The organism is Amycolatopsis alba DSM 44262 (genome assembly GCF_000384215.1).
Lineage (GTDB): Bacteria > Actinomycetota > Actinomycetes > Mycobacteriales > Pseudonocardiaceae > Amycolatopsis > Amycolatopsis alba.
Map to the genome: position 1 here is coordinate 4132887 of NZ_KB913032.1, position 17859 is coordinate 4150745.

The 17859-nt window shown below is 68.7% G+C and carries 19 protein-coding genes and 1 tRNA gene; 8 read left to right on the forward strand and 12 right to left on the reverse strand.

Annotation, left to right across the window (positions count from 1 at the left end):
• Nucleotides 1–119: 119 nt before the first annotated feature.
• From AMYAL_RS0119635 to AMYAL_RS0119650, 4 genes are all read left to right on the forward strand, one after another.
• On the forward strand, nt 120–1052 hold the full coding sequence (locus AMYAL_RS0119635) for a carbon-nitrogen hydrolase family protein (protein ID WP_026467252.1): 933 nt from the start codon (nt 120–122) through the stop codon (nt 1050–1052).
• A gap of 117 nt (nt 1053–1169) precedes the next feature.
• On the forward strand, nt 1170–1508 hold the full coding sequence (locus AMYAL_RS0119640; protein WP_020633009.1) for a hypothetical protein: 339 nt from the start codon (nt 1170–1172) through the stop codon (nt 1506–1508).
• Between the two features lie 204 nt (nt 1509–1712).
• Nucleotides 1713–2645 (forward strand): TauD/TfdA dioxygenase family protein, encoded by a 933-nt coding sequence (locus AMYAL_RS0119645; protein ID WP_020633010.1) that lies wholly within the window; start codon nt 1713–1715, stop codon nt 2643–2645.
• 63 nt (nt 2646–2708) lie between these two features.
• On the forward strand, nt 2709–2939 hold the full coding sequence (locus AMYAL_RS0119650; protein ID WP_020633011.1) for an antitoxin: 231 nt from the start codon (nt 2709–2711) through the stop codon (nt 2937–2939).
• Between the two features lie 69 nt (nt 2940–3008).
• Here the strand turns inward: AMYAL_RS0119650 and AMYAL_RS0119655 are convergent, their stop codons facing one another.
• The 5 genes from AMYAL_RS0119655 to AMYAL_RS0119675 all read right to left on the reverse strand — a co-directional run bounded on the left by AMYAL_RS0119655 (nt 3009) and on the right by AMYAL_RS0119675 (nt 8038).
• Nucleotides 3009–3962, reverse strand: coding sequence for a prephenate dehydrogenase (locus AMYAL_RS0119655; RefSeq protein ID WP_020633012.1), 954 nt, complete (start codon nt 3960–3962; stop codon nt 3009–3011).
• 48 nt (nt 3963–4010) lie between these two features.
• Nucleotides 4011–6029 carry an FAD-dependent oxidoreductase gene (locus AMYAL_RS0119660; RefSeq protein ID WP_026467253.1) on the reverse strand — a complete coding sequence of 673 codons (2019 nt, stop codon included), beginning with the start codon at nt 6027–6029 and terminating at the stop codon, nt 4011–4013.
• A gap of 10 nt (nt 6030–6039) precedes the next feature.
• Complete coding sequence (locus AMYAL_RS0119665) at nt 6040–6576, reverse strand: PadR family transcriptional regulator (RefSeq protein WP_020633014.1); 537 nt, start codon at nt 6574–6576, stop codon at nt 6040–6042.
• A 118-nt stretch (nt 6577–6694) separates the two neighbouring features.
• Nucleotides 6695–7543 (reverse strand): SAM-dependent methyltransferase, encoded by an 849-nt coding sequence (locus tag AMYAL_RS0119670; RefSeq protein WP_020633015.1) that lies wholly within the window; start codon nt 7541–7543, stop codon nt 6695–6697.
• 27 nt (nt 7544–7570) lie between these two features.
• Nucleotides 7571–8038 (reverse strand): MarR family winged helix-turn-helix transcriptional regulator, encoded by a 468-nt coding sequence (locus AMYAL_RS0119675; protein WP_020633016.1) that lies wholly within the window; start codon nt 8036–8038, stop codon nt 7571–7573.
• Nucleotides 8039–8181: 143 nt separating this feature from the next.
• Here AMYAL_RS0119675 and AMYAL_RS0119680 point away from each other — a divergent pair, with 143 nt between their 5' ends.
• Nucleotides 8182–9129 (forward strand): alpha/beta hydrolase, encoded by a 948-nt coding sequence (locus AMYAL_RS0119680; protein WP_020633017.1) that lies wholly within the window; start codon nt 8182–8184, stop codon nt 9127–9129.
• Between the two features lie 136 nt (nt 9130–9265).
• On the forward strand, nt 9266–10483 hold the full coding sequence (locus tag AMYAL_RS0119685) for an alpha/beta hydrolase (RefSeq protein WP_020633018.1): 1218 nt from the start codon (nt 9266–9268) through the stop codon (nt 10481–10483).
• Here AMYAL_RS0119685 and AMYAL_RS0119690 read toward each other — a convergent pair.
• Nucleotides 10422–11309, reverse strand: a complete 888-nt coding sequence (locus AMYAL_RS0119690) for an oxygenase MpaB family protein (protein WP_020633019.1) — start codon at nt 11307–11309, stop codon at nt 10422–10424. The genes AMYAL_RS0119685 and AMYAL_RS0119690 overlap by 62 nt on opposite strands.
• Nucleotides 11310–11354: 45 nt before the next feature.
• A complete protein-coding gene (locus AMYAL_RS0119695; RefSeq protein ID WP_020633020.1) occupies nt 11355–12266 on the reverse strand; it encodes a serine hydrolase in 912 nt (303 codons plus the stop codon).
• A 184-nt stretch (nt 12267–12450) separates the two neighbouring features.
• On the opposite strand from AMYAL_RS0119695, the gene AMYAL_RS0119700 reads away from it, so the two are divergent.
• A complete protein-coding gene (locus AMYAL_RS0119700; protein WP_020633021.1) occupies nt 12451–13047 on the forward strand; it encodes a DUF4383 domain-containing protein in 597 nt (198 codons plus the stop codon).
• 10 nt (nt 13048–13057) lie between these two features.
• Here the strand turns inward: AMYAL_RS0119700 and AMYAL_RS0119705 are convergent, their stop codons facing one another.
• From AMYAL_RS0119705 to AMYAL_RS0119715, 3 genes are all read right to left on the reverse strand, one after another.
• Nucleotides 13058–14050 carry an SCO0930 family lipoprotein gene (locus AMYAL_RS0119705; protein WP_020633022.1) on the reverse strand — a complete coding sequence of 331 codons (993 nt, stop codon included), beginning with the start codon at nt 14048–14050 and terminating at the stop codon, nt 13058–13060.
• A gap of 83 nt (nt 14051–14133) precedes the next feature.
• On the reverse strand, nt 14134–15507 hold the full coding sequence (locus tag AMYAL_RS0119710) for a nitrosuccinate lyase (RefSeq protein WP_020633023.1): 1374 nt from the start codon (nt 15505–15507) through the stop codon (nt 14134–14136).
• Between the two features lie 25 nt (nt 15508–15532).
• Complete coding sequence (locus AMYAL_RS0119715) at nt 15533–16072, reverse strand: DinB family protein (protein WP_020633024.1); 540 nt, start codon at nt 16070–16072, stop codon at nt 15533–15535.
• A gap of 99 nt (nt 16073–16171) precedes the next feature.
• On the opposite strand from AMYAL_RS0119715, the gene AMYAL_RS0119720 reads away from it, so the two are divergent.
• Nucleotides 16172–16244: transfer RNA gene (locus AMYAL_RS0119720), tRNA-Lys, on the forward strand.
• Between the two features lie 36 nt (nt 16245–16280).
• Here the strand turns inward: AMYAL_RS0119720 and AMYAL_RS0119725 are convergent.
• Complete coding sequence (locus tag AMYAL_RS0119725; protein ID WP_143267681.1) at nt 16281–16874, reverse strand: DUF2625 family protein; 594 nt, start codon at nt 16872–16874, stop codon at nt 16281–16283.
• Nucleotides 16871–17851 carry a glycosyltransferase gene (locus tag AMYAL_RS0119730; protein WP_020633026.1) on the reverse strand — a complete coding sequence of 327 codons (981 nt, stop codon included), beginning with the start codon at nt 17849–17851 and terminating at the stop codon, nt 16871–16873. Before AMYAL_RS0119730 ends, AMYAL_RS0119725 begins: the two co-directional genes overlap by 4 nt.
• Nucleotides 17852–17859: the final 8 nt, after the last annotated feature.

Consider the following 17859-nt stretch of genomic DNA (forward strand, 5'->3'; position numbering starts at 1 on the left):
CTGACCAGTGACCGCGAGCGCCGACCAACGGCTGGCCAGTGCGAGATTCCGGCGGAAGGGCAGTCGGTCCCGATCTTGGCGGCTAGGTTGGCGATGTCACCCAGCCGGAGGAGCTCATGATGCGTGTTGCCGCTGCCCAGGTCCGCTGTCCGTGGATGGACCGTGAGGCCGGTGTGCGCAAGGTGATCGACTTTGTCGGGCGGGCCGCGGAGGCGGCGGTCGAACTCGTCGTGTTCCCGGAGACTTTCCTGCCGGGTTACCCGTTCTGGCTCACTCAGGCCGGTGGTGCGGGACTCGATGACCCCAAACAGGAGCCGGCCTATGCGGCGTACCAGGAGGCCGCGGTCGAGCTGACCGGCCCCGAGCTGCGCATGATCACCGAGTGCGTCCGGGACCAGGGTGTGTTCACCTACCTCGGGATCGCCGAGCGTGGACCGGGACACGGCACCGTGTACTGCACGCTGCTCGCGATCGACCCGGTGGCCGGGGTATGCGGCGTGCATCGCAAGCTCGTGCCGACCTTCGAGGAACGGATGGTGTGGGGCAACGGGGACGGGCACGGTCTGCGGGTGCACCAGGTCGGCGGGGCGCGGGTCGGCGGTCTGTGCTGCTGGGAGAACTGGATGCCGTTGGCGCGGCATGCCCTCTACGCGCAGGCTCCCGACCTGCATGTGTCGGTGTGGCCGGGGTCGACGAGGCTGACCGGCGACATCACCCGCTTCATCGCGCTGGAGGGCCGGATGTACTCACTCGCGGCCGGCGCGCTGATCGACTACGCGGACGTGCCCGCCGGTTTCCCCCTGCGGGACGCGATCCTGGCGGCCGAGCAGAACTCCCCCTACGACGGCGGATCCGCGATCGCCGGGCCGAACGGCCGGTGGATCGTCGAACCTGTCAAGGACGAAGAGCGGCTCGTCATCGCCGATATCGACCCCGTGGAAGTGCGGGGCGCCCGGCAGAACGTCGACCCGACCGGGCGCTACAGCAGGCCGGACGTCTTTCAGGTGACCGTGGACCGGACACGACCGTCCTCCGCGGCCTTCCTCGATTAGCCGCGTGAAGGGCCCGGTCGGCCGGCGTTCCTCCCGCTCGGTGAACAACCCACCCGGACGGGGGATGGGTGAGCATAGTCTCGAACTAATGTTCGAGTTTTCACGCATAATCGACGCATGCTCGACACTGGTGACACGCTGCCGCCGGGGCCGCGTCACCTGCACATGGTGCGGCCCCACCAGCCCGTTTGGGTCGACCTCAAGCTGGTCTATCCCGTAGACGCGACGAAAACCCGCCTCCCCGACGGCCTGGACCTGACCGCCACGGTCCCCGGACTGCTGGGCATGTGGCGGGCGACGACGACGGCGCACTGGGTCGGCTGGGTGACCTTCCAGCTCGGCCCGGTCGGCAGGGGCGGCACCACGCATTCGCAGTGGGTGCTTGCCGAGGCGCTGCGCCCGCGCGAGGAGCGGAACACCTGGTCGGGAAGCTTCCCCTACGAACGGCGACGGTGAACATCCCGTCTGCTGGACAAGGTTGACCGCGCTCTCCCCGCACGCACACCATGAGTACGTGTCCACCACCCGGCAGTTCTCGCCGATCCGCTCGGCGAGCGAAGGTGTCGTCGCACTTCTCCTGCGCCGTGGACGTCTGGGTTCACCGCCCGCGTAGCTCCTCATCTCGCCAAGTCGTCCGACGGTGAAATCCAGGGAGCACGTATGTCCATCGAACTGCCCGACCGTGTCCGTCTCCGCCCCGCGACCGTCCCCGACGGCGGGATCCTCGAAGGACCGCGCGTGCTGCGGCGCCTGCCGGAGGGCGTCGAAGACCGTCCCTACGAGCTTTTCGCCCTGCGACCGTTGGGACGGGTGATCGGCGCCGAGATCGGCGGCGTCGACCTCGCCGAACCCCTGACGCCCGCCCTCCACGCGGAGCTGAACCGCGCGCTGCTGGAGTGGAAGGTGCTGTTCTTCCGCGACCAGGACATCACTTCGGCGCACCAGCGCGCGTTCGCCGCCAACTGGGGCGACCTGGAGACGAACCCGTTCATCCCGAAGGGGGAGACCGAAGACACCACCCGGTTCACCCGGTCGGCGACCATGCCCGCGTTCGAGAACATCTGGCACGTGGACGTCACGTTCCGGCCCGCGCCGGCACTCGGCTCGGTCCTGCGGCTGATCGAGGTCCCGCCGGTCGGCGGCGACACGATGTGGGCCGACATGGCCGCCGCCTACGACAACCTGCCCGAAGACGTCCGCGAGCGCGTCGACGGCCTCAACGCGGTGCACGACTTCATCCCCGGTTTCGCCCGCTTCTCCGACCCGGAACTGCTGCTGCGCCACCAGGACGCCTTCCCGCCGGTCGAGCATCCCGTCGTCCGCACGCATCCCGAAACCGGGCGGCGCACCCTCTTCGTGAACCAGGCCTTCACGACCCACATCGCCGGCATCGACCGCGACGAGAGCGACAGGCTCCTGCGCTACCTGTTCAGCCGGGCGCACATCCCGGAATTCCAGGTGCGCTTCGCCTGGAAACCCGGCTCGGTGGCCTTCTGGGACAACCGCGCCACACAGCACTACGCCGTCAACGACTACCACCCGTACGCGCGAGTGGCCGAACGCGTCGCCATCGTGGGGGACCGGCCGTTCTGAGGTTGTCCCCGCGACGGGTGATCGTCGAGGCGGCTTCACCGGTACCTGTGTGACGATTGGGGCATGGGCATCAACTTCGATGAATTGAAGAACAAGGCCACCGACGCTCTTCGCGAGCACAACGACAAGATCGAGGGCGGCCTGGACAAGGCGGCGGACTTCGCCAAGTCGAAGTTCTCCGGCCACGACTCCCAGATCGACTCCGGGGTCGACAAGGCGAAGGACTTCCTCAACAAGTTCGACGACACCCCCGACAACCCGCCCCAGGGCCAGCAGTCGCCCCAGGGCCAGTAAGCCTTCGCGTTTCGTCCTCTGAATGCGGTAGTCGCACGCGCAACTACCGCAACCAGAGGACGAAACGCGTCAGGAGACCTCGCCGATCGCGGTGTCTCCCTCGATCGCCGTGATCCGGCCACCGCGCTCGCCGAGGGCGATCAGGCCGTCCCGCGCGTCCGGGGCGGTCAGGCTGACGCGCACTCCGGCCCGTTCCGCGTCTTTGCTGCTCGCAAACGCTTGCGCACCCTCGTGACCGGCGTTGACCGTCACCGCGAGGCCGCCTGTCGAAGCCAGTGAACCCCGCGCGGCACCCAGCCGCCCGAGCGCCTCGTCGACGATCGGCAGCAGCGCGTCCCGGTTGCCTTCGGTCATCGCCCGCACCAGCGCCGGGCTCGACGCCGCCACGCGCGTGCCGTCCGTGTAGGACCCGGCGGCCAGCGACATCGCCAGCGGCCCGCCCTGCGCGCCGATGGTGGCCAGGATGGCCGCGAAGATATGCGGCAGATGCGAGATCCGCGCGACCGTCTCGTCATGCGAGTCCGCGGGCAGCGGCACGACATGCGCGCCGACGTCCAGCACCAGCCGCGCGACCTCGGCCCACACCGTCAGATCGGTGTCGTGTTCGACGCCCAGCACCCACGCGGCGCCGCCGAACAGCGCCGGGTTGCTCGCCTTCCAGCCGGACTCGGCGGTCCCGGCCATCGGATGCCCGCCGACGAACTTCGCGTACGGCGCGCGGCGCCGGACGGCGTCGAGCACCGGGCCCTTCACGCTGGTGACGTCGGTGAGCACACAGTGCCCGGCGACCCGCGAGACGGTCCGGAGCACCTCTTCGACCGCGGGCAGCGGTACCGCGAGCACGATCATCGCGTCCCGCTCCGCGGCCTTGCTCAGTGCCGCTTCGACCTGCGTCGTCACGTCGAAACCGGCTCTGCTGGCCGCGTCCGCGTCAGCTTCGGAGGTCGTCGCCCCGAACGTGGTGCGGCCGATCGAGTTCGCCGCGCGCAGCAGCGACCCGCCGATCAACCCGAGCCCGATCACGCATACGTCCCGCACAAGGGTTCATCCTGCCATCTACAGGCCCACTCGTCAGAGAACGGCGGCGAGGCGCGTTCCCTGATCGATGGCCCGTTTGGCGTCCAGTTCGGCCGCGACGTCGGCGCCGCCGATCAGATGCACCGGCAGACCGGCCGCCCGCAGGTCGTCGGCGAGGTCGCGCACCGGCTCCTGGCCCGCGCAGACGACGACGGTGTCCACATCGAGCAGGCGCGGCTCGTCACCGACGGTGATGTGCAGGCCGTCGTCGTCGATGCGGTCGTAGGTGACCCCGGTGAGCTGCTCGACGCGCTTCGCCTTCAGCGCGGCCCGGTGCACCCAGCCGCTGGTCTTGCCCAGCCCCGCGCCGATACCGGACTTCTTGCGCTGCAGCAGGAAGACCTGCCGGGGTGACGGCTCGACCTTCCGTTCGGTCAGCCCGCCGTCGGCCTGTTCGGGATCGGTGACGCCCCATTCGGCCATCCACGCGTCCAGATCGAGCGCGGGGGAGGTGGTGTGCGTCAGGAACTCGCTGACGTCCACGCCGATCCCGCCCGCGCCGATCACGGCGACCTTGCCGCCCACCGGTTTCCCGTGCCGGACGACGTCCACATAGGACAGCACCTTGGGGTGGTCGATGCCGGGGAGCGACGGCACCCGCGGGGTCACGCCGGTGGCCAGCACGACCTCGTCGAACCCCGCGTCGATCAGGGCGGCGGCGGTCACGCGGGTACCGAGGCGCACCTTGACGCCGGTGACCTCCAGCCGTCGCGTGTAGTACCGGATGGTCTCCGCGAACTCCTCCTTGCCGGGGATCTTCCGCGCGATCCCGAACTGGCCGCCGATCTCGTCTTCGGCCTCGAACAGCTCGACGGTGTGCCCCCGCTCGGCGAGGCTGGTCGCGGCCGCGAGCCCGGCGGGACCCGCCCCGACGACGGCGACGCGTTTGGTCTTCCGCGCAGGTGACAGGGTCAGCGTGGTCTCGCGGCCTGCCCGCGGGTTGACCATGCAGGACACCAGCTTCCGCTTGAACGCGTGGTCGAGGCAGGCCTGGTTGCAGGCGATGCAGGTGTTGATCTCGTCCTCGCGCCCGGTCTCGGCCTTGCGGATCCACTCCGGGTCGGCGAGGAACGGCCGCGCCATCGACACCAGATCCGCGTCGCCGCCCGCCAGTGCCTCCTCGGCGACCTCGGGCATGTTGATCCGGTTCGACGTGACCACCGGGATCCCCACGTGCGGCTTGAGTTTCCCGGTCACCCAGGTGAAGGCCGCGCGCGGCACGGACGTCACGATCGTCGGCACCCTCGCCTCGTGCCAGCCGATGCCGGTGTTGATGATCGTCGCGCCCGCCTCTTCGACCGCCTTGGCCAGCGCGACGACGTCCTCCCAGCTTTGGCCGCCCTCGACGAGGTCCAACATGGACAGTCGATAGATGATGATGAAGTCCTCGCCGACCGCTTCCCTGGTGCGGCGCACGATCTCGACGGCGATCCGGCGCCGGTTTTCCGCGCTGCCACCCCATTTGTCGGCGCGCTTGTTGGTCCGCTCGGCGAGGAACTGGTTGATGAAATAGCCCTCGGAGCCCATGATCTCGACGCCGTCGTAGCCCGCTTCCTTGGCCAGGAAGGCACAATCGGCGAAAGCGCGGATCTGCCGCAGCACGCCGTAGCCGGAAAGGGCCCGCGGTTTGAACGGGTTGATCGGCGCCTTGATCCCCGACGCCGAGACGCTCAGCGGGTGGTAGGAATACCGGCCCGCGTGCAGGATCTGCAGCGCGATCTTGCCGCCCGCCTCGTGCACGGGATCGGTGAGTCGCTTGTGCGCCTTGGCTTCCGCGCGCGTCGAGAGCTTCGACGCCAGCGGCAGGAGCCAGCCGGTCCGGTTCGGCGCGAACCCGCCGGTGACGATCAGCCCGACGCCGCCTCGGGCGCGTTCGGCGTAGTACTCGGCCAGTTGCGGGAAATGCGCTTCCTTGTCTTCGAGGCCGGTGTGCATCGAGCCCATGATCACCCGGTTGCGCAGGGTGGTGAAGCCGAGGTCGAGCGGGGACAGCAGGTTCGGGTACTGGCTCATCGCCGGGTCCTTACGCATCGTGGTGGAATGCCTGGAGGACTTCCTCGAGCCACTCGACGTGGCCCTGTTCGGTTCGGATTCCTCCACGCAGCACGAGGAACTGGTGCAACGACTGTCCACTGAGGACGCTGGGGTCGGGGAAGTCGCGCTTCTCGATCAGCAGGTAGGCGTCGAGCTGTGCCGCGTGCGCGTCGCGATGCCGGGTGACCTCGGCGGCGACGGCGGCCGGATCGCCGAGCGCCGCGCCGCGGATCTTCACGGCGAGCTCCCTGGCGGTGGCCGACGGATCGGGTTCGGCGAGCCAGCGGGCGAGTTCGGCCCGGCCCGCGTCGCCGACGGTGTAGACCTTCTTGTCGGGTTTCCCGGACTGCGCGACCTGGTCGACGCTGACCCAGCCCGCGTCCTCCATGCGCTTGAGAACGCGGTAGATCTGCTGGTGGGTGGCGTTCCACCACAGTCCGATGGACTTCTCGAAGCGGCGCGTCAGCTCATAGCCCGAGCCGGACCGCTCGGACAGGGAGACCAGGATCGCGTGCTCCAGTGCCATGCACCTAGTTTCATATGCACCTAGTTGCACTGCAAGGCGACGCGCGTCACAAGTACGTGAAGACCCCCTTCACTGCGCTAGGCGCAATGAAGGGGGCCTTCACGTACTTCTGGAGCTGTTACGGCTTGCGGGCGATCCCGCCGATGACGCGCGACTCGGAGGGCGCGGCGGCGAAGACCGTCCTCTCGTCCGGGTGCCACGCCGGCGCGTAGACCAGGCCCGGCTCCAGCAGCGGCCAGCCGCCGAAGAACCGCCGGAACTCGTCCATCGTGCGCAGGAAACCGGGGTTCGTCGTGGTCTCGTAGTACTCGAGGATGTCGAGCAGCGCCTGCCGCTCCTCGTCGTTGGCCGGGTTCTCGTTGGTCATCTGCGAGATCACCAGCAGCGAGCCAGGCGCGAGCCGGTCGCGGTAGAAGTCCAGCAGCGCGTCCGGGTCCTGCTCGTCCTTGATGAAGTGCATGACCGCGTTGATCACCAGCGCGACGGGCTCCTCGACGTCGATGATGCCGGAGTCCATCACCCGTTCCCAGAGGTCCTCGGGGTCGAACAGGTCCGCGGCGATCGCGTGGTGCCGGTCCGGGTCGGCGGTGTCGGCGAGCAGCAGCGTCGAATGCGCGAGCGCGATCGGCTCGTTGTCGATGTAGAGGACGTGCGTGTCCTCCTGCGGCCGCGCCTCGTCGGCGACCTCGTGCACGTTGCCCGCCGTCGGCAGGCCGGAGCCGATGTCGACGAACTGCCGGATGCCCAGTTCCGCGCAATGCCGCACGGCCCGGCCGAGGAACTGCCTGCTGGTCTTGCAGTAGTCACCCATGAGCGGCAGGCGCTGGCGCACCTTCTCGGCGAACAGGCGGTCGATGGCGTAGTGGGTGTCCCCGCCGATGAAGTAGTCGTAGACCCGTGCCGCGGACGGCCGGTCCAAGCTGTTCTCGACGGCCTTGAGCGCCGCGTCGTGATCGATCATCGTCATCCCTTTGTCCGCGCCGGAAATCCCATGCTAACCGGCCGGGACGTAGGCCTCGCGGTAGGCGTTGACGGATTCGGTCAGGCGATCGAGTTCCGCGCGGGTGCGGGCGAGCCCGGTCGCGTCGAGGCCCATCGCGTCGCCGATGATCTTCGGGATCCCGCTCGCGCGGTCCCTGAGCCGGGCGCCGTCCTCGGTCAGGCTGATGCGCACGGACCGTTCGTCGTCGGCGCGCCGGTCTCGCCGGACCAGTCCGGACTTCTCCAGGCGTTTGAGCAAGGGTGACAGCGTTCCGGAGTCGAGGCTCAGCACGGTGCCGAGCTCTTTGACCAGTCGCTCGTCCTCCTCCCAGAGCGCGAGCATCACCAGGTACTGCGGATAGGTCAGGCCCAGATCGTCGAGTACCACGCGGTAAAGCGCGGTCACGGCCCGCGATGCCGCGTAGAGCCCGAAGCACAGCTGATCGTCCAGGCACAGCGACGCGTTGTTGTCTGTCGGCATCGGTCCTCCTCGTCCCATGGTGCGTCGATCATGCCTCAGTCCGCCACTTGAGTGGGCTAAATCTCCTTGAGGACATTTTAGTTGTGCACAACTTAGTTGCGAGCTACCTTTGGTTCATCGACTTCGGCTCCCAGGAGGCAGAAATGACCGCCAACCCACACAACCTGGCCCTTGAACCGGCCGCCCAGGCCTTCGTCGAGGCGACCGCCACGCCGCCGTTCCTCTTCCAGCTTCCGCCCGCCGAAGGTCGCAAGGCCGTCGACGAGGTCCAGGGCGGCGACGTCGAACTGCCCGCCGCGGACGTCGAGACCACGCATGTCGACGGAGTCGAGGTCCGCATCGTCCGGCCGCAGGGCGTCACCGGGCCGCTACCCGTGATCGTCTACATCCACGGCGCCGGCTGGGTCTTCGGCAACTTCCACACCCACGAGCGCCTGGTCCGCGAGCTCGCCGTCGGCGCGGGCGCGGCCGTGGTCTTCCCCGAATACGACCGCTCCCCGGAGGCGCGCTACCCGGTCGCCATCGAGCAGAACTACGCGGTGGCGAAATGGGTCGCCGAGCACGGCGCCGAGAACGGGCTCGACAGCACGAAAATCGCGATCGCCGGTGACTCCGTCGGCGGGAACATGACCGCCGCGCTCACCCTGCTCGCGAAACAGCGCGGCGACGTCACGTTCCGTCAGCAGGTGCTCTTCTACCCGGTCACCGACGCGAACTTCGACACCGAGTCCTACCGGCAGTTCGCCGAGGGCTACTTCCTCGCCCTCGACGGCATGAAGTGGTTCTGGGACCAGTACACGACCGACCCGGCGCAGCGTGCGGAGATCACCGCGTCACCGCTGCGGGCGAGCCTCGACGAGCTGGCAGGCCTGCCGCCCGCGCTGGTGATCACCGCGGAAGCCGACGTCCTGCGCGACGAGGGCGAGGCGTACGCCGCGAAGCTGCGTCAGGCCGGAGTGCCGGTGACGGCCGTGCGGTACCAGGGCGTCGTCCACGACTTCGTCATGCTCAACACGCTGCGTGAAACGCACGCCGCGGAGGCGGCGATAAAGCAGGCGATCGGGGTGTTGCGCACGGCCCTCGCGGGCTGAGTACCCTAGGACACGTTTTGTCCAGGGTGACACGCGTCACCCTGGACAACACTTCCCCGTGGTCGCACGTCTCTTGGTCCAGATGTGGGAAGTGCGGTGCGGGGGCGTGCCGCGGCCGGGGAGGAAAACGATCGCCATGGGACTGGGACTGAGTGCCATCCGGCTCGATTCCACGCTGAACCTCGTCATCGTCGTGGTGCTGACGCTGCTCGCGATCATCGCCGTGCCGTTCTTCTGGGAGCGCTGGCGTCGCAAGGTGGTCGGCCGCAGCGGCACGATCCTCGTCGCGGTGGTGCTGATCGTGGTCAGCACCGGGATGGGCGGGAACATGATCGGCGGGTTCTTCCCGACGGTCGGCGCCCTGTTCGGCACTGGCGTCTACTCGGGGGAGAGCACCGACGCCGTCGCCGGTCAGAACGGCTCGGACCTCGACAAGCTGCGCGACGCCGGGGCGATGCGGGCCAAGGAGGGCAAGGGCTCCGTCGTGCACATGACGGTGACCGGCAAGCGCACCGGCCTCACGCGTGACGTCTCGGTGTACTTCCCGCCCCAGTACTACGACCCCGCGTTCCGGGCGCTCAAGTTCCCGGTCATCGAATGGATCCCGAACTACCCGTCCGGTCCGGAAGTGGTCACCGGACCCTACGAACTGCCCGCGAAACTCGACGCGGCCATCGCGAAGCACACGCTCCCGCCGACCCTGGTGATCATCCCGGACCCGACAGGGAAGCCGAAGATCGGTCACGACACCGAATGCATCGACGAGGTCAACGGGACCGCCAACGACACCTACCTGACCGCCGACATCCGAGACTGGGCGATCGAGAAGCTCGGCGCCGGCACGCAGCGGAAGGCGTGGACCATGGCGGGCTGGTCCTCGGGCGGGTACTGCGCGATGAACCTGGTGACCCGGCACCCGCAGTGGTACGGCCAGGCGGCGAGCGTGAGCGGCTACTACAAGGCTTCGGTGGACGCGGAGACGGAGAACCTGTTCAAGGGCAGGCAGGACATCATCGACGCGAACACGGTCTCGCTGAACCTGCAGAAGCATCCGTCGCCGGTCGACATCCTCGCGATCGCCGGGGAGAAGGAAAGCTTCGAGAGCTTCTCGATCGACCAGCTGCAGTCGGCCGTCCGCGCGCCCGCGACGCTCTCGTCGTGGCGGATCCCGGACGCCGGGCACAACATGAACACCTTCAAGGCTCAGGTGCCCGACGTGCTGGCGTGGATCGGCGCGCGGACCGTGCCGCCGAGCGCGCCGCAGGACAAGAAGATCATCTCCAACGGCGGGGTCACCCCGTGGCCCTTGCCGAACACCGGCGCCAAGGGCGCTCTGGTCGACGTCGTCGAGTAGCCAGGTACGCCTTGGGGTACAAGCGAAGCCGGTCGGGAACCCGGTTCCCGGCCGCCCTCGTGGCAGCTCCCAGCCGCCGGAGATGACGCTCGTCAGCGTTCGTCCACTTGAGACCGAGCCGGTCGCGGAGCGCCGGTGGCAGCAACCCGATCGCGCACAGGGTCAGCACGTTCCCGCCCGCGGGCCGGACGGGACGCCACAAGGCTTCCGGCAGGAACCACCAAGGCGGCGGCGGGGTGTCCCGCATGGTGATCGAGTCGAGCAGTTCCCGCACAGTGTGGTTGTCTTCGAGCCGATTCGCGACGACGTCGTCGAAGTACGCTTCGAACCCTTCGAGGTCCGGCGGCATGTGGTGCTCGCGGAGGCCGAGGATCAGGCCGAGGTGTCGCCATTCCGCGTAGAAGCGGCGTTTTTCCTCGCGTGGCAAGGGATGTATGAAGAGTTCCCGCATGCGGACGGTCGTCCAGAAGGTCGAACCGTGCACCCATCGATACGCTTCGGGGTTCAGCGCGTGATAGCGCTCGCCGTGGTGGTCGACACCCTTGATCGCCTTGTGCAGCTCGCGGAGCCGCTCGGCCTCCGCGATCGCCTCCTGGCCGCCGAAAACCTGTGACAGCAAGGAATCGATGGTCCGGTCGAGGCGGCCCCACGGGTCTTCGGTGTAGTTCGAATGATCGTGGACGCCGGCGCCGACCACCGGATGCGCGACCTGCAGCAGCAACGCGGTCCCCGCGCCGAGCAGCAGCCTCCGGTCGCCGACCACTTGCCAGGCAACGGAATCCGGGCCGAGCGGGGTCACGGCGGGCAGGCGGGCTTCGGCGCTCATGACGACCTCCCGGAAGAGCGGCGTGCGGCCACTGTCCCACCCTGTTTACAGGTCGTCAATAGCGGGAAGCAGCGCTTTCACTACGTCGGTCACCCGTTTGCCGCCACTGACATAGGTGGTCGACGTCGGCTGAGAGGTCAGCACGACGACGATGTGACGGTTGTCCTTCCCGACGACACCAGAGCTGTGCAGGATCCGTGAGCCGCGGCAGCACGCCCAGCCCTGTTTGATCGACCAGGGAAGATCGCCGACGGCGTCCGCGATGCCGAAATACTGCCGGATCCCGTCGGATCCGTTCTCCGTCGCGGCACTCAGCGCCCGCATGATCGTCGTACGGGTTCCCGCGCCCGCCTGCTCCATCAGGTAGCGGTAGATCTTCGCGATGTCCGCGGCGGTGATCCGGGTGTCGCCCCAGCGGCCGGGATCCTCGGGCGGATGCGTGCCGGCGAGGCCGATCTTGGTCGCCCAGCGGGTGACGATGGCGGGTCCGCCGTACGCGGTCCACAGCCTGCTGGCGATGTCGTCGTCGCTGACCGAGAGCATCCGCTGCACGGTGCTCGGCGGCGCGCCCGCTTGCAGGGCTTCCAGTGCGATGAGGAGCTTCACGAGGGACGCCGAGGTGTAGGAACGTTCTGATTTAAGGGAAACCGTGTTCTTCTTGGCGACGCGGTCGTAGACGACCACGCTCACCTGCCCGCCGGGAACGAGGTCCGCGAGGGCCTGCGCGTCGACGACCGCCGGTGGCTTGCCGGGATCGGCGGACTTCGACGGCACCGAGGGTGACGGCGGCGGGGATTCGGGTGTTTCCGATTCGGCTTCGATGGTCATCGCCGCGGTCCCCGACGCTGCGTCCGCGACCGCCGACGGGCCGGGACGCGACGACGGAACCAGCAGCATCGCCATGATGGCTCCCAGGCACAGCCCCGCCAGGAGGAAGACTCCGCTCACCTTGCCCACACGACTTGTTGGCCGGATCACCCATTCGTGTTCGCAATCGAGTGACTCGTGTGATGCAGATCTCGTTTGAAAGGGATCTGGTGATGATCCGAACGCGCAGTGTGTCTTCCGGTTTGTCCGGGAGATCACCGGGGTATGTGACCCCCAGCGTGAATTTAGGTGGCCAACTCTGGAAGGCGGAGCAATGGCACGTGTACAACGCGCTCGTATCCGGACGGCGGGACTCCAGCCCGCGCAGATCCTCGCCGGGCTGGTGAGCCTGGCTTATCTGGTGTTCGGGATCGTGGGCTTCACCAGGACCGGGTTCGCCGATTTCATCGGCCGCAACGACGCGACCGTTCTCGGGTTCTCGGTGAACCCCCTCTACAACCTCGGGTTCGTCCTGCTGGGCGCGATCGGTCTGCTGCTGACCTTCGGCTCGGGCCGGTCCCGTGTCTTCGGTCTCCTGACGTTCGTCGCCTTCGGGGCGCTGTTCGTCTGGGGTCTCATGATCGCCGGGACCGTTTCGAGCAACCCGGTCTCACAGGCGGGGAACCCGTTCAACCTCAACGGGCCGGACAACTGGGTGCACCTCGGCCTCGCCGCGCTCGGACTGGTGATCGCGTTCCTGCCCGCGCGGCACAAGGTGCTGCTGCCGGAGGACGAAGACGAGACCGTGGTGACGGACCGCGCCGACAGCGCGACGGTCGTCGAACCCGTTCCGGACGGTTCGCGACGGCCCAAGCATGAGAAAAGCCCGGCCGTCGCTCGTGAAGAGCGACCGCCGGGCCTTGCCCACTAGGTCTTCGGGCTCAGTAGCCGTACTCCGAACCGCCGGACTGGGCGGGAGCGCCTTCCTCCTTCTTGGGGGCGGCGTTCCCGCTCTGGGCCGCCTTGTCCTTCACCGGCGCGGAGCTCTTGCACCCGGCGGGCTCGATGACGAACCAGGTGCCGCCGACGCCGTGACCGTTCGCCTCGCCGGCGTTCGCGTCCTTGGCGTAGCGGTAGACGGGCCAGCCGCCGACGGTGACCTGCATGGTGCCGTCCGCCCGCTTCACCATGCCGAGCAGCTTCTTCTCGATGCCTTCGAGCTGGACGTCGCCCTCGGCGAGCACCGGCGGCCAGGCCTTCGCGCAGTCGCCGTTGCAGGTCGGCTGCTTGTTCTTCTTGTCCTTGGTGAACATGTAGAGGGTGAAGCCGTCCTTGTCCACAATGGCCGGTCCGATGCCGTCGACGTTGCTCGCGGCCAGCTTCGTGGCGGCATCCTTTTGCTCGGCCGGAGCCTCCTTCGCGGCCTGGCCCGCTTTGCCGCCCTTGGTGTTCGCGGCGTACCAAGTGCTGCCGACACCCTGCCCCTTCGTCTCGCCCGCCTTGGCGTCCTTGGCGTAGCGGTAAAGCGCCCAGCCGCCGACGGTGACCTGCTTGCGGCCGTCGGTGCGGGTCACCTCTCCGACCAGGGACTGGTCCACCCCTTCGATCCGGACTTCGCCCTCGGCGAGCACCGGCGGCCAGGCCTTCGCGCAGTCACCGTCGCAATTGGACTTCGGCGGCTTCGCGCTGTCCTTGTCGAAGCGGTACAAAGTGAACCCGTCCTTGTCGACGAGTATCTGACCGAGATTCCCGGCTTCGGCCACGGCCACCTTGGTCTCACCCTTGGCCGCGGGGGCGTTCCCGCCCGCCCCGGCCACCGCGGCGGCGGGTGCGACGGCCGGAGCCGCCGCTTCGGTGCCACCGGAGCAGGCCGACAGCGCCACCAGGCCCGCGGCCGCGGACGCCGCAGCGACGACGAAACGCTTGCGAAGCATGGGATTTCTCCTTGTTCGTAGGGGGTTCCGCGGCTCGGCGCGGTGAGCTTGTACCCCCTACACGGGCCCTCGGCGGGACCGGTTCAAGAAGTTCCCGGATTTTCTTCGAGGCCCTCCAGCGCGGCGTCCGTGAGCACCCCGGCCGAACCGGTGTAGTTCGAGGGATCCAGCAGGTCGGCAAGGGAATCCGCGGGGAGGACTCCGGTTACCTCCGGCAGGTCGGAAAGAACCTCGCCGAGGGGTTTGCCCTGCTCCAGGGCGAGCTTCGACGCGTGCCCGAGGACCTCCTTGGCCCGTGTCTTGCCGAGCAGCGGGGCGAGCACGGTCGAAAGTCGTTCGGAGACGATCTGGCCGTGCGTGAGCCCGAGGTTCTCGCGCATCCGTTCCTCGTTGACGACCAGACCGCGCGCGAGTTCGGCCGCCGTATGCGCGGCGCCGCCGGTCAGGCGGAGGCAGTCGCGCAGCAGCTGCCACTCGGCGTGCCACGCGCCCGCGGACCGTTCGTCCTCGGAGACCAGGGCCTGCGTGACGCCGGTGGCCAGCACCGGTACCTGCAGCGCGGCCGAGCGGATCAACGTCGCCAGCACCGGATTGCGTTTGTGCGGCATCGCCGAAGACCCGCCACGGCCCGCACCCGCGGGTTCGGCGACCTCACCGACCTCGGTGCGAGTCAAGAACTGGACGTCGACCGCGATCTTCCCGAGCGCGGCTGCGGTGAACGACAGGGCCGCCGCGAGGTCGGCCGTCGGGGTGCGGAGCGTGTGCCAGGGGAGCGTGGTCTCGGCGAGACCGGTCTCTTCGGCGAAGGCTGTCTGAAGGCGTTGCGGATAGCCTTCGGGCAGCCCGGCGAGACGCGCGTACTCGGCGTACGCGGCTCGCGTACCGGCCGCGCCACCGAGCGAGACCGGCAGGACGACGCGGTTCAGCCTGTCGAGCGCGTCGAGCGTCAGCTGACGCCAGCCCGCCGCCTTGAGCCCGAACGTGGTCGGGACCGCGTGGGCGGTGAGGGTTCGCCCGGCCATGGCCGTGTCGCGATGTACGCGAGCGAGGTCCCCCAGCGCGTCCGCCGTCGTCTCGAGGTCGGCCGCGAGGAGCGTCCGTGTCCGGGCGGCGACCAGCATCATCGCGGTGTCGAAGATGTCCTGGCTGGTGGAGCCACGATGGACGTACTCGGTCCCGGCCGCCGCTGTCAGCTCCTTGACCAGCCCCACGACCGGGTTCGCCGTCTCGCGGGCCGCCCTCGCCAGCGCGACCACGTCGATCTCCACTGTCGCGGCCGCCGCAGTGATCGCCTCCGCGGCTTCGCGCGGGATCAGCCCGGTCCCGGCCTGCGCCCTGGCCAGCGCCGCCTCCGTGTCGAGCAACGCCCGCAGCCAGGCGAGATCACCCGTCGCCGCCTCGGAGGGCGTGCCGGCGCGGACCGGTGAGAGGAGGCCGGAATCGGGATCGGCGTTCATCGGCCCAGCATCGCACTACCGGGTTTCAGTGGCCTGTCCTCCCGTCTATGCGCTCGCGCAGCAGGTCGGCGTGGCCGTCATGGCGCGCGTACTCGGCGATGTGATGCGTCAGCAGCCACCGCAGCGAGAACGGCTCCCCGTCGCGGCGGCTCGTGCCCGTGTCGTCGAGCGAGGCCGCCGCGACGATCTCCCTGGACCGCGCGCACTCCTCACGCCACGCCGCCCACGCGGCCTCGACGTCACCGTCGGTGTCGTCGAAGTCCTGCTCGGGCCGCTCGTCGGAGTAATAGAGCATCGGGACGTCCTCGCCCGCGAACTGCAGGCGGAACCACCAGCGCTCGGTGCCGGTGAGGTGCCTGAGCAGCCCGTGCAGCGACATACTCGACGGCTCCACCGCCCGCGCGGCCATCTGCTCCGGCGTCAGGCCCTCGCACTTCAGCTCGAACGTGCGGCGATGCCAGTCCAGGGTGGACGTCAGGATCTCGCGCTCGCTCGCCACCCGCGAAGACTCCGGACGATCACCCCGCCAGCTCGCCGAGTAGTTCTCGTCAGGGATCGTGTCCATGCCCCCGACCTTGGCAGAGACCCCCGACAATTCCGTGGCGCTCCGGCGGCGGCCCCACCATCCTGGTGGTCGACGGCTGTCTACTAGACTCGGCCGCACGGGCCGTTAGCTCAATTGGTAGAGCTGCGGACTTTTAATCCGTAGGTTCTGGGTTCGAGCCCCAGGCGGCCCACTCTTTCGCCCGGTCCACGTGCAGTAGGCCTTTGTTTCAGGAATCCTGGCCGTCCAACTGCCGCGCGGTTTCCTGATGGACCGACACCAGCTCCGCCAGCGAGACGACCGCCCGCGACACCGTCGAGAGGTCTTTGCCTTCCTTGCTCCAAGGCGGCGGGAAGGTGTGAATGCCCCGGTCGGCCGCGACCGCGCCGACTTCGGCTTGCCAGCCGGGCCACCGCAGGGTTTCGTAAAACCGGTCGAGCGAACCGGCGAGCACGGCGTGCAGCCATTCGGCGTACCCCAGCTCAAGGTCTTCCCACGCGAGGGCGTCGGGCCCGAAGTAGTGGATGGTCGGCCGCCCCGCGGGATTGACCGTCCAGTCATACACGCCGCCCAACACGTCGTAGGCGACCGTCAGGGAAGCGGCGGGCATGGTCTCCGTTCCGCAGCCGAGAACGCGCAGCCATCCATGGTCGACCAGCAACCCGCCCGTGTGGCCGATGACGGCGCCCAGCCATGAGCCGGTCGTGATGCCCAGTTCACGCAGGCAGTGGGCGGCGCGATCACTGTCCGGGGCGAGCACGGTGACCGGGTAAGGGGCCGCCGCGACTGCTGTCGCTACCTCGTCCCACGCGGATGTCGTCACGCCACCCACCGCGGCAGCTCACGGGCGACGTCGTCGGGGGAAGGCATGCGGGCGATCTCCTCGGCGATTTCGCGGGCCGCGTCGCGGTGGCTGGTGTTTCGCAGCAGTTTCCGGGTGTGTTCGGCGATGGCGTCCGCGCTCAGTTCGCCGGGCGGGAGACACAGCGCGGCGCCCGCGGAGGTGAGGGTTTCGGCGTTGGCGAACTGGTCGGCGCCCTGGGGGAGAAGCAGTTGCGGGGCGCCGACGGCGAGCGCGCCGAGGGTGGTGCCGCTGCCGCCGTGGTGCACGACGGCGTCGACATGCGGCAGCAGATCCGCTTGCGGTATCCAGGCCTGGACCGTGACGTTGTCCGGCATGGAACCGAGTTGCTCCGGCCGGACTCGTCCGGTGGCGACCACGACGTTCGCGTCGAGCGCTGCCAGGCCCTGGATGGCGGTGGTGAGCACTTCGGGTGTGCCGAACGCGGTGCCGAGGGTCAGGTAGATCAGCGGTCGCGACGGTGGGCGCCACGGGGGAAGTGACGGCTCGGAGTAGGGCACGGGCCGGAGTTCGACGCGTTCGGCTGTCGCGAGGAAGTCCTTGTCCTGTAAGGACGGTGGGCAGATGTCCAGATGCGGGCGGGCCGGGGACATGGGGGACCGGAGTCCGATTCCGTCGGGGAACAGGCGGCCGAATCCGTGCCAGAGACCCGGAATCCCGGCTTGCTGCGCGGCGATGGCTGCTCCCGGCTGACCCCATTCGTGTACGACGAGATCGGGCCGTAGCAGCGCCAGCTCCGGTTCGAGGTCCTCGGCATAGATCTCGTAGAACGAGTCCGCGGGGCGAAAGGGCCGGAGGCCGTTCCTGAGCAGTGGCGCGTGGACGTGCTCGCCGGTGGCGAAATGCACCTCGTGCCCGGCGTCCCTGACGGCGATCGCGAGCGGGATCAGCGGGTAGGTGTGGCCTGCCGACGCGAGGCTGGTGAAGAGCACGCGCATCGGCGACC

Coding starts and splice junctions, on each gene's coding strand:
- AMYAL_RS0119635 (WP_026467252.1), top strand. CDS start 120: ATGCGTGTTGCCGCTGCCCAGGTCCGCTGTCCGTGGATGGACCGTGAG.
- AMYAL_RS0119640 (WP_020633009.1), top strand. CDS start 1,170: ATGCTCGACACTGGTGACACGCTGCCGCCGGGGCCGCGTCACCTGCAC.
- AMYAL_RS0119645 (WP_020633010.1), top strand. CDS start 1,713: ATGTCCATCGAACTGCCCGACCGTGTCCGTCTCCGCCCCGCGACCGTC.
- AMYAL_RS0119650 (WP_020633011.1), top strand. CDS start 2,709: ATGGGCATCAACTTCGATGAATTGAAGAACAAGGCCACCGACGCTCTT.
- AMYAL_RS0119660 (WP_026467253.1), bottom strand. CDS start 6,029: ATGAGCCAGTACCCGAACCTGCTGTCCCCGCTCGACCTCGGCTTCACC.
- AMYAL_RS0119665 (WP_020633014.1), bottom strand. CDS start 6,576: ATGGCACTGGAGCACGCGATCCTGGTCTCCCTGTCCGAGCGGTCCGGC.
- AMYAL_RS0119670 (WP_020633015.1), bottom strand. CDS start 7,543: ATGACGATGATCGATCACGACGCGGCGCTCAAGGCCGTCGAGAACAGC.
- AMYAL_RS0119675 (WP_020633016.1), bottom strand. CDS start 8,038: ATGCCGACAGACAACAACGCGTCGCTGTGCCTGGACGATCAGCTGTGC.
- AMYAL_RS0119680 (WP_020633017.1), top strand. CDS start 8,182: ATGACCGCCAACCCACACAACCTGGCCCTTGAACCGGCCGCCCAGGCC.
- AMYAL_RS0119685 (WP_020633018.1), top strand. CDS start 9,266: ATGGGACTGGGACTGAGTGCCATCCGGCTCGATTCCACGCTGAACCTC.
- AMYAL_RS0119690 (WP_020633019.1), bottom strand. CDS start 11,309: ATGAGCGCCGAAGCCCGCCTGCCCGCCGTGACCCCGCTCGGCCCGGAT.
- AMYAL_RS0119700 (WP_020633021.1), top strand. CDS start 12,451: ATGGCACGTGTACAACGCGCTCGTATCCGGACGGCGGGACTCCAGCCC.
- AMYAL_RS0119705 (WP_020633022.1), bottom strand. CDS start 14,050: ATGCTTCGCAAGCGTTTCGTCGTCGCTGCGGCGTCCGCGGCCGCGGGC.
- AMYAL_RS0119710 (WP_020633023.1), bottom strand. CDS start 15,507: ATGAACGCCGATCCCGATTCCGGCCTCCTCTCACCGGTCCGCGCCGGC.
- AMYAL_RS0119715 (WP_020633024.1), bottom strand. CDS start 16,072: ATGGACACGATCCCTGACGAGAACTACTCGGCGAGCTGGCGGGGTGAT.
- AMYAL_RS0119730 (WP_020633026.1), bottom strand. CDS start 17,851: ATGCGCGTGCTCTTCACCAGCCTCGCGTCGGCAGGCCACACCTACCCG.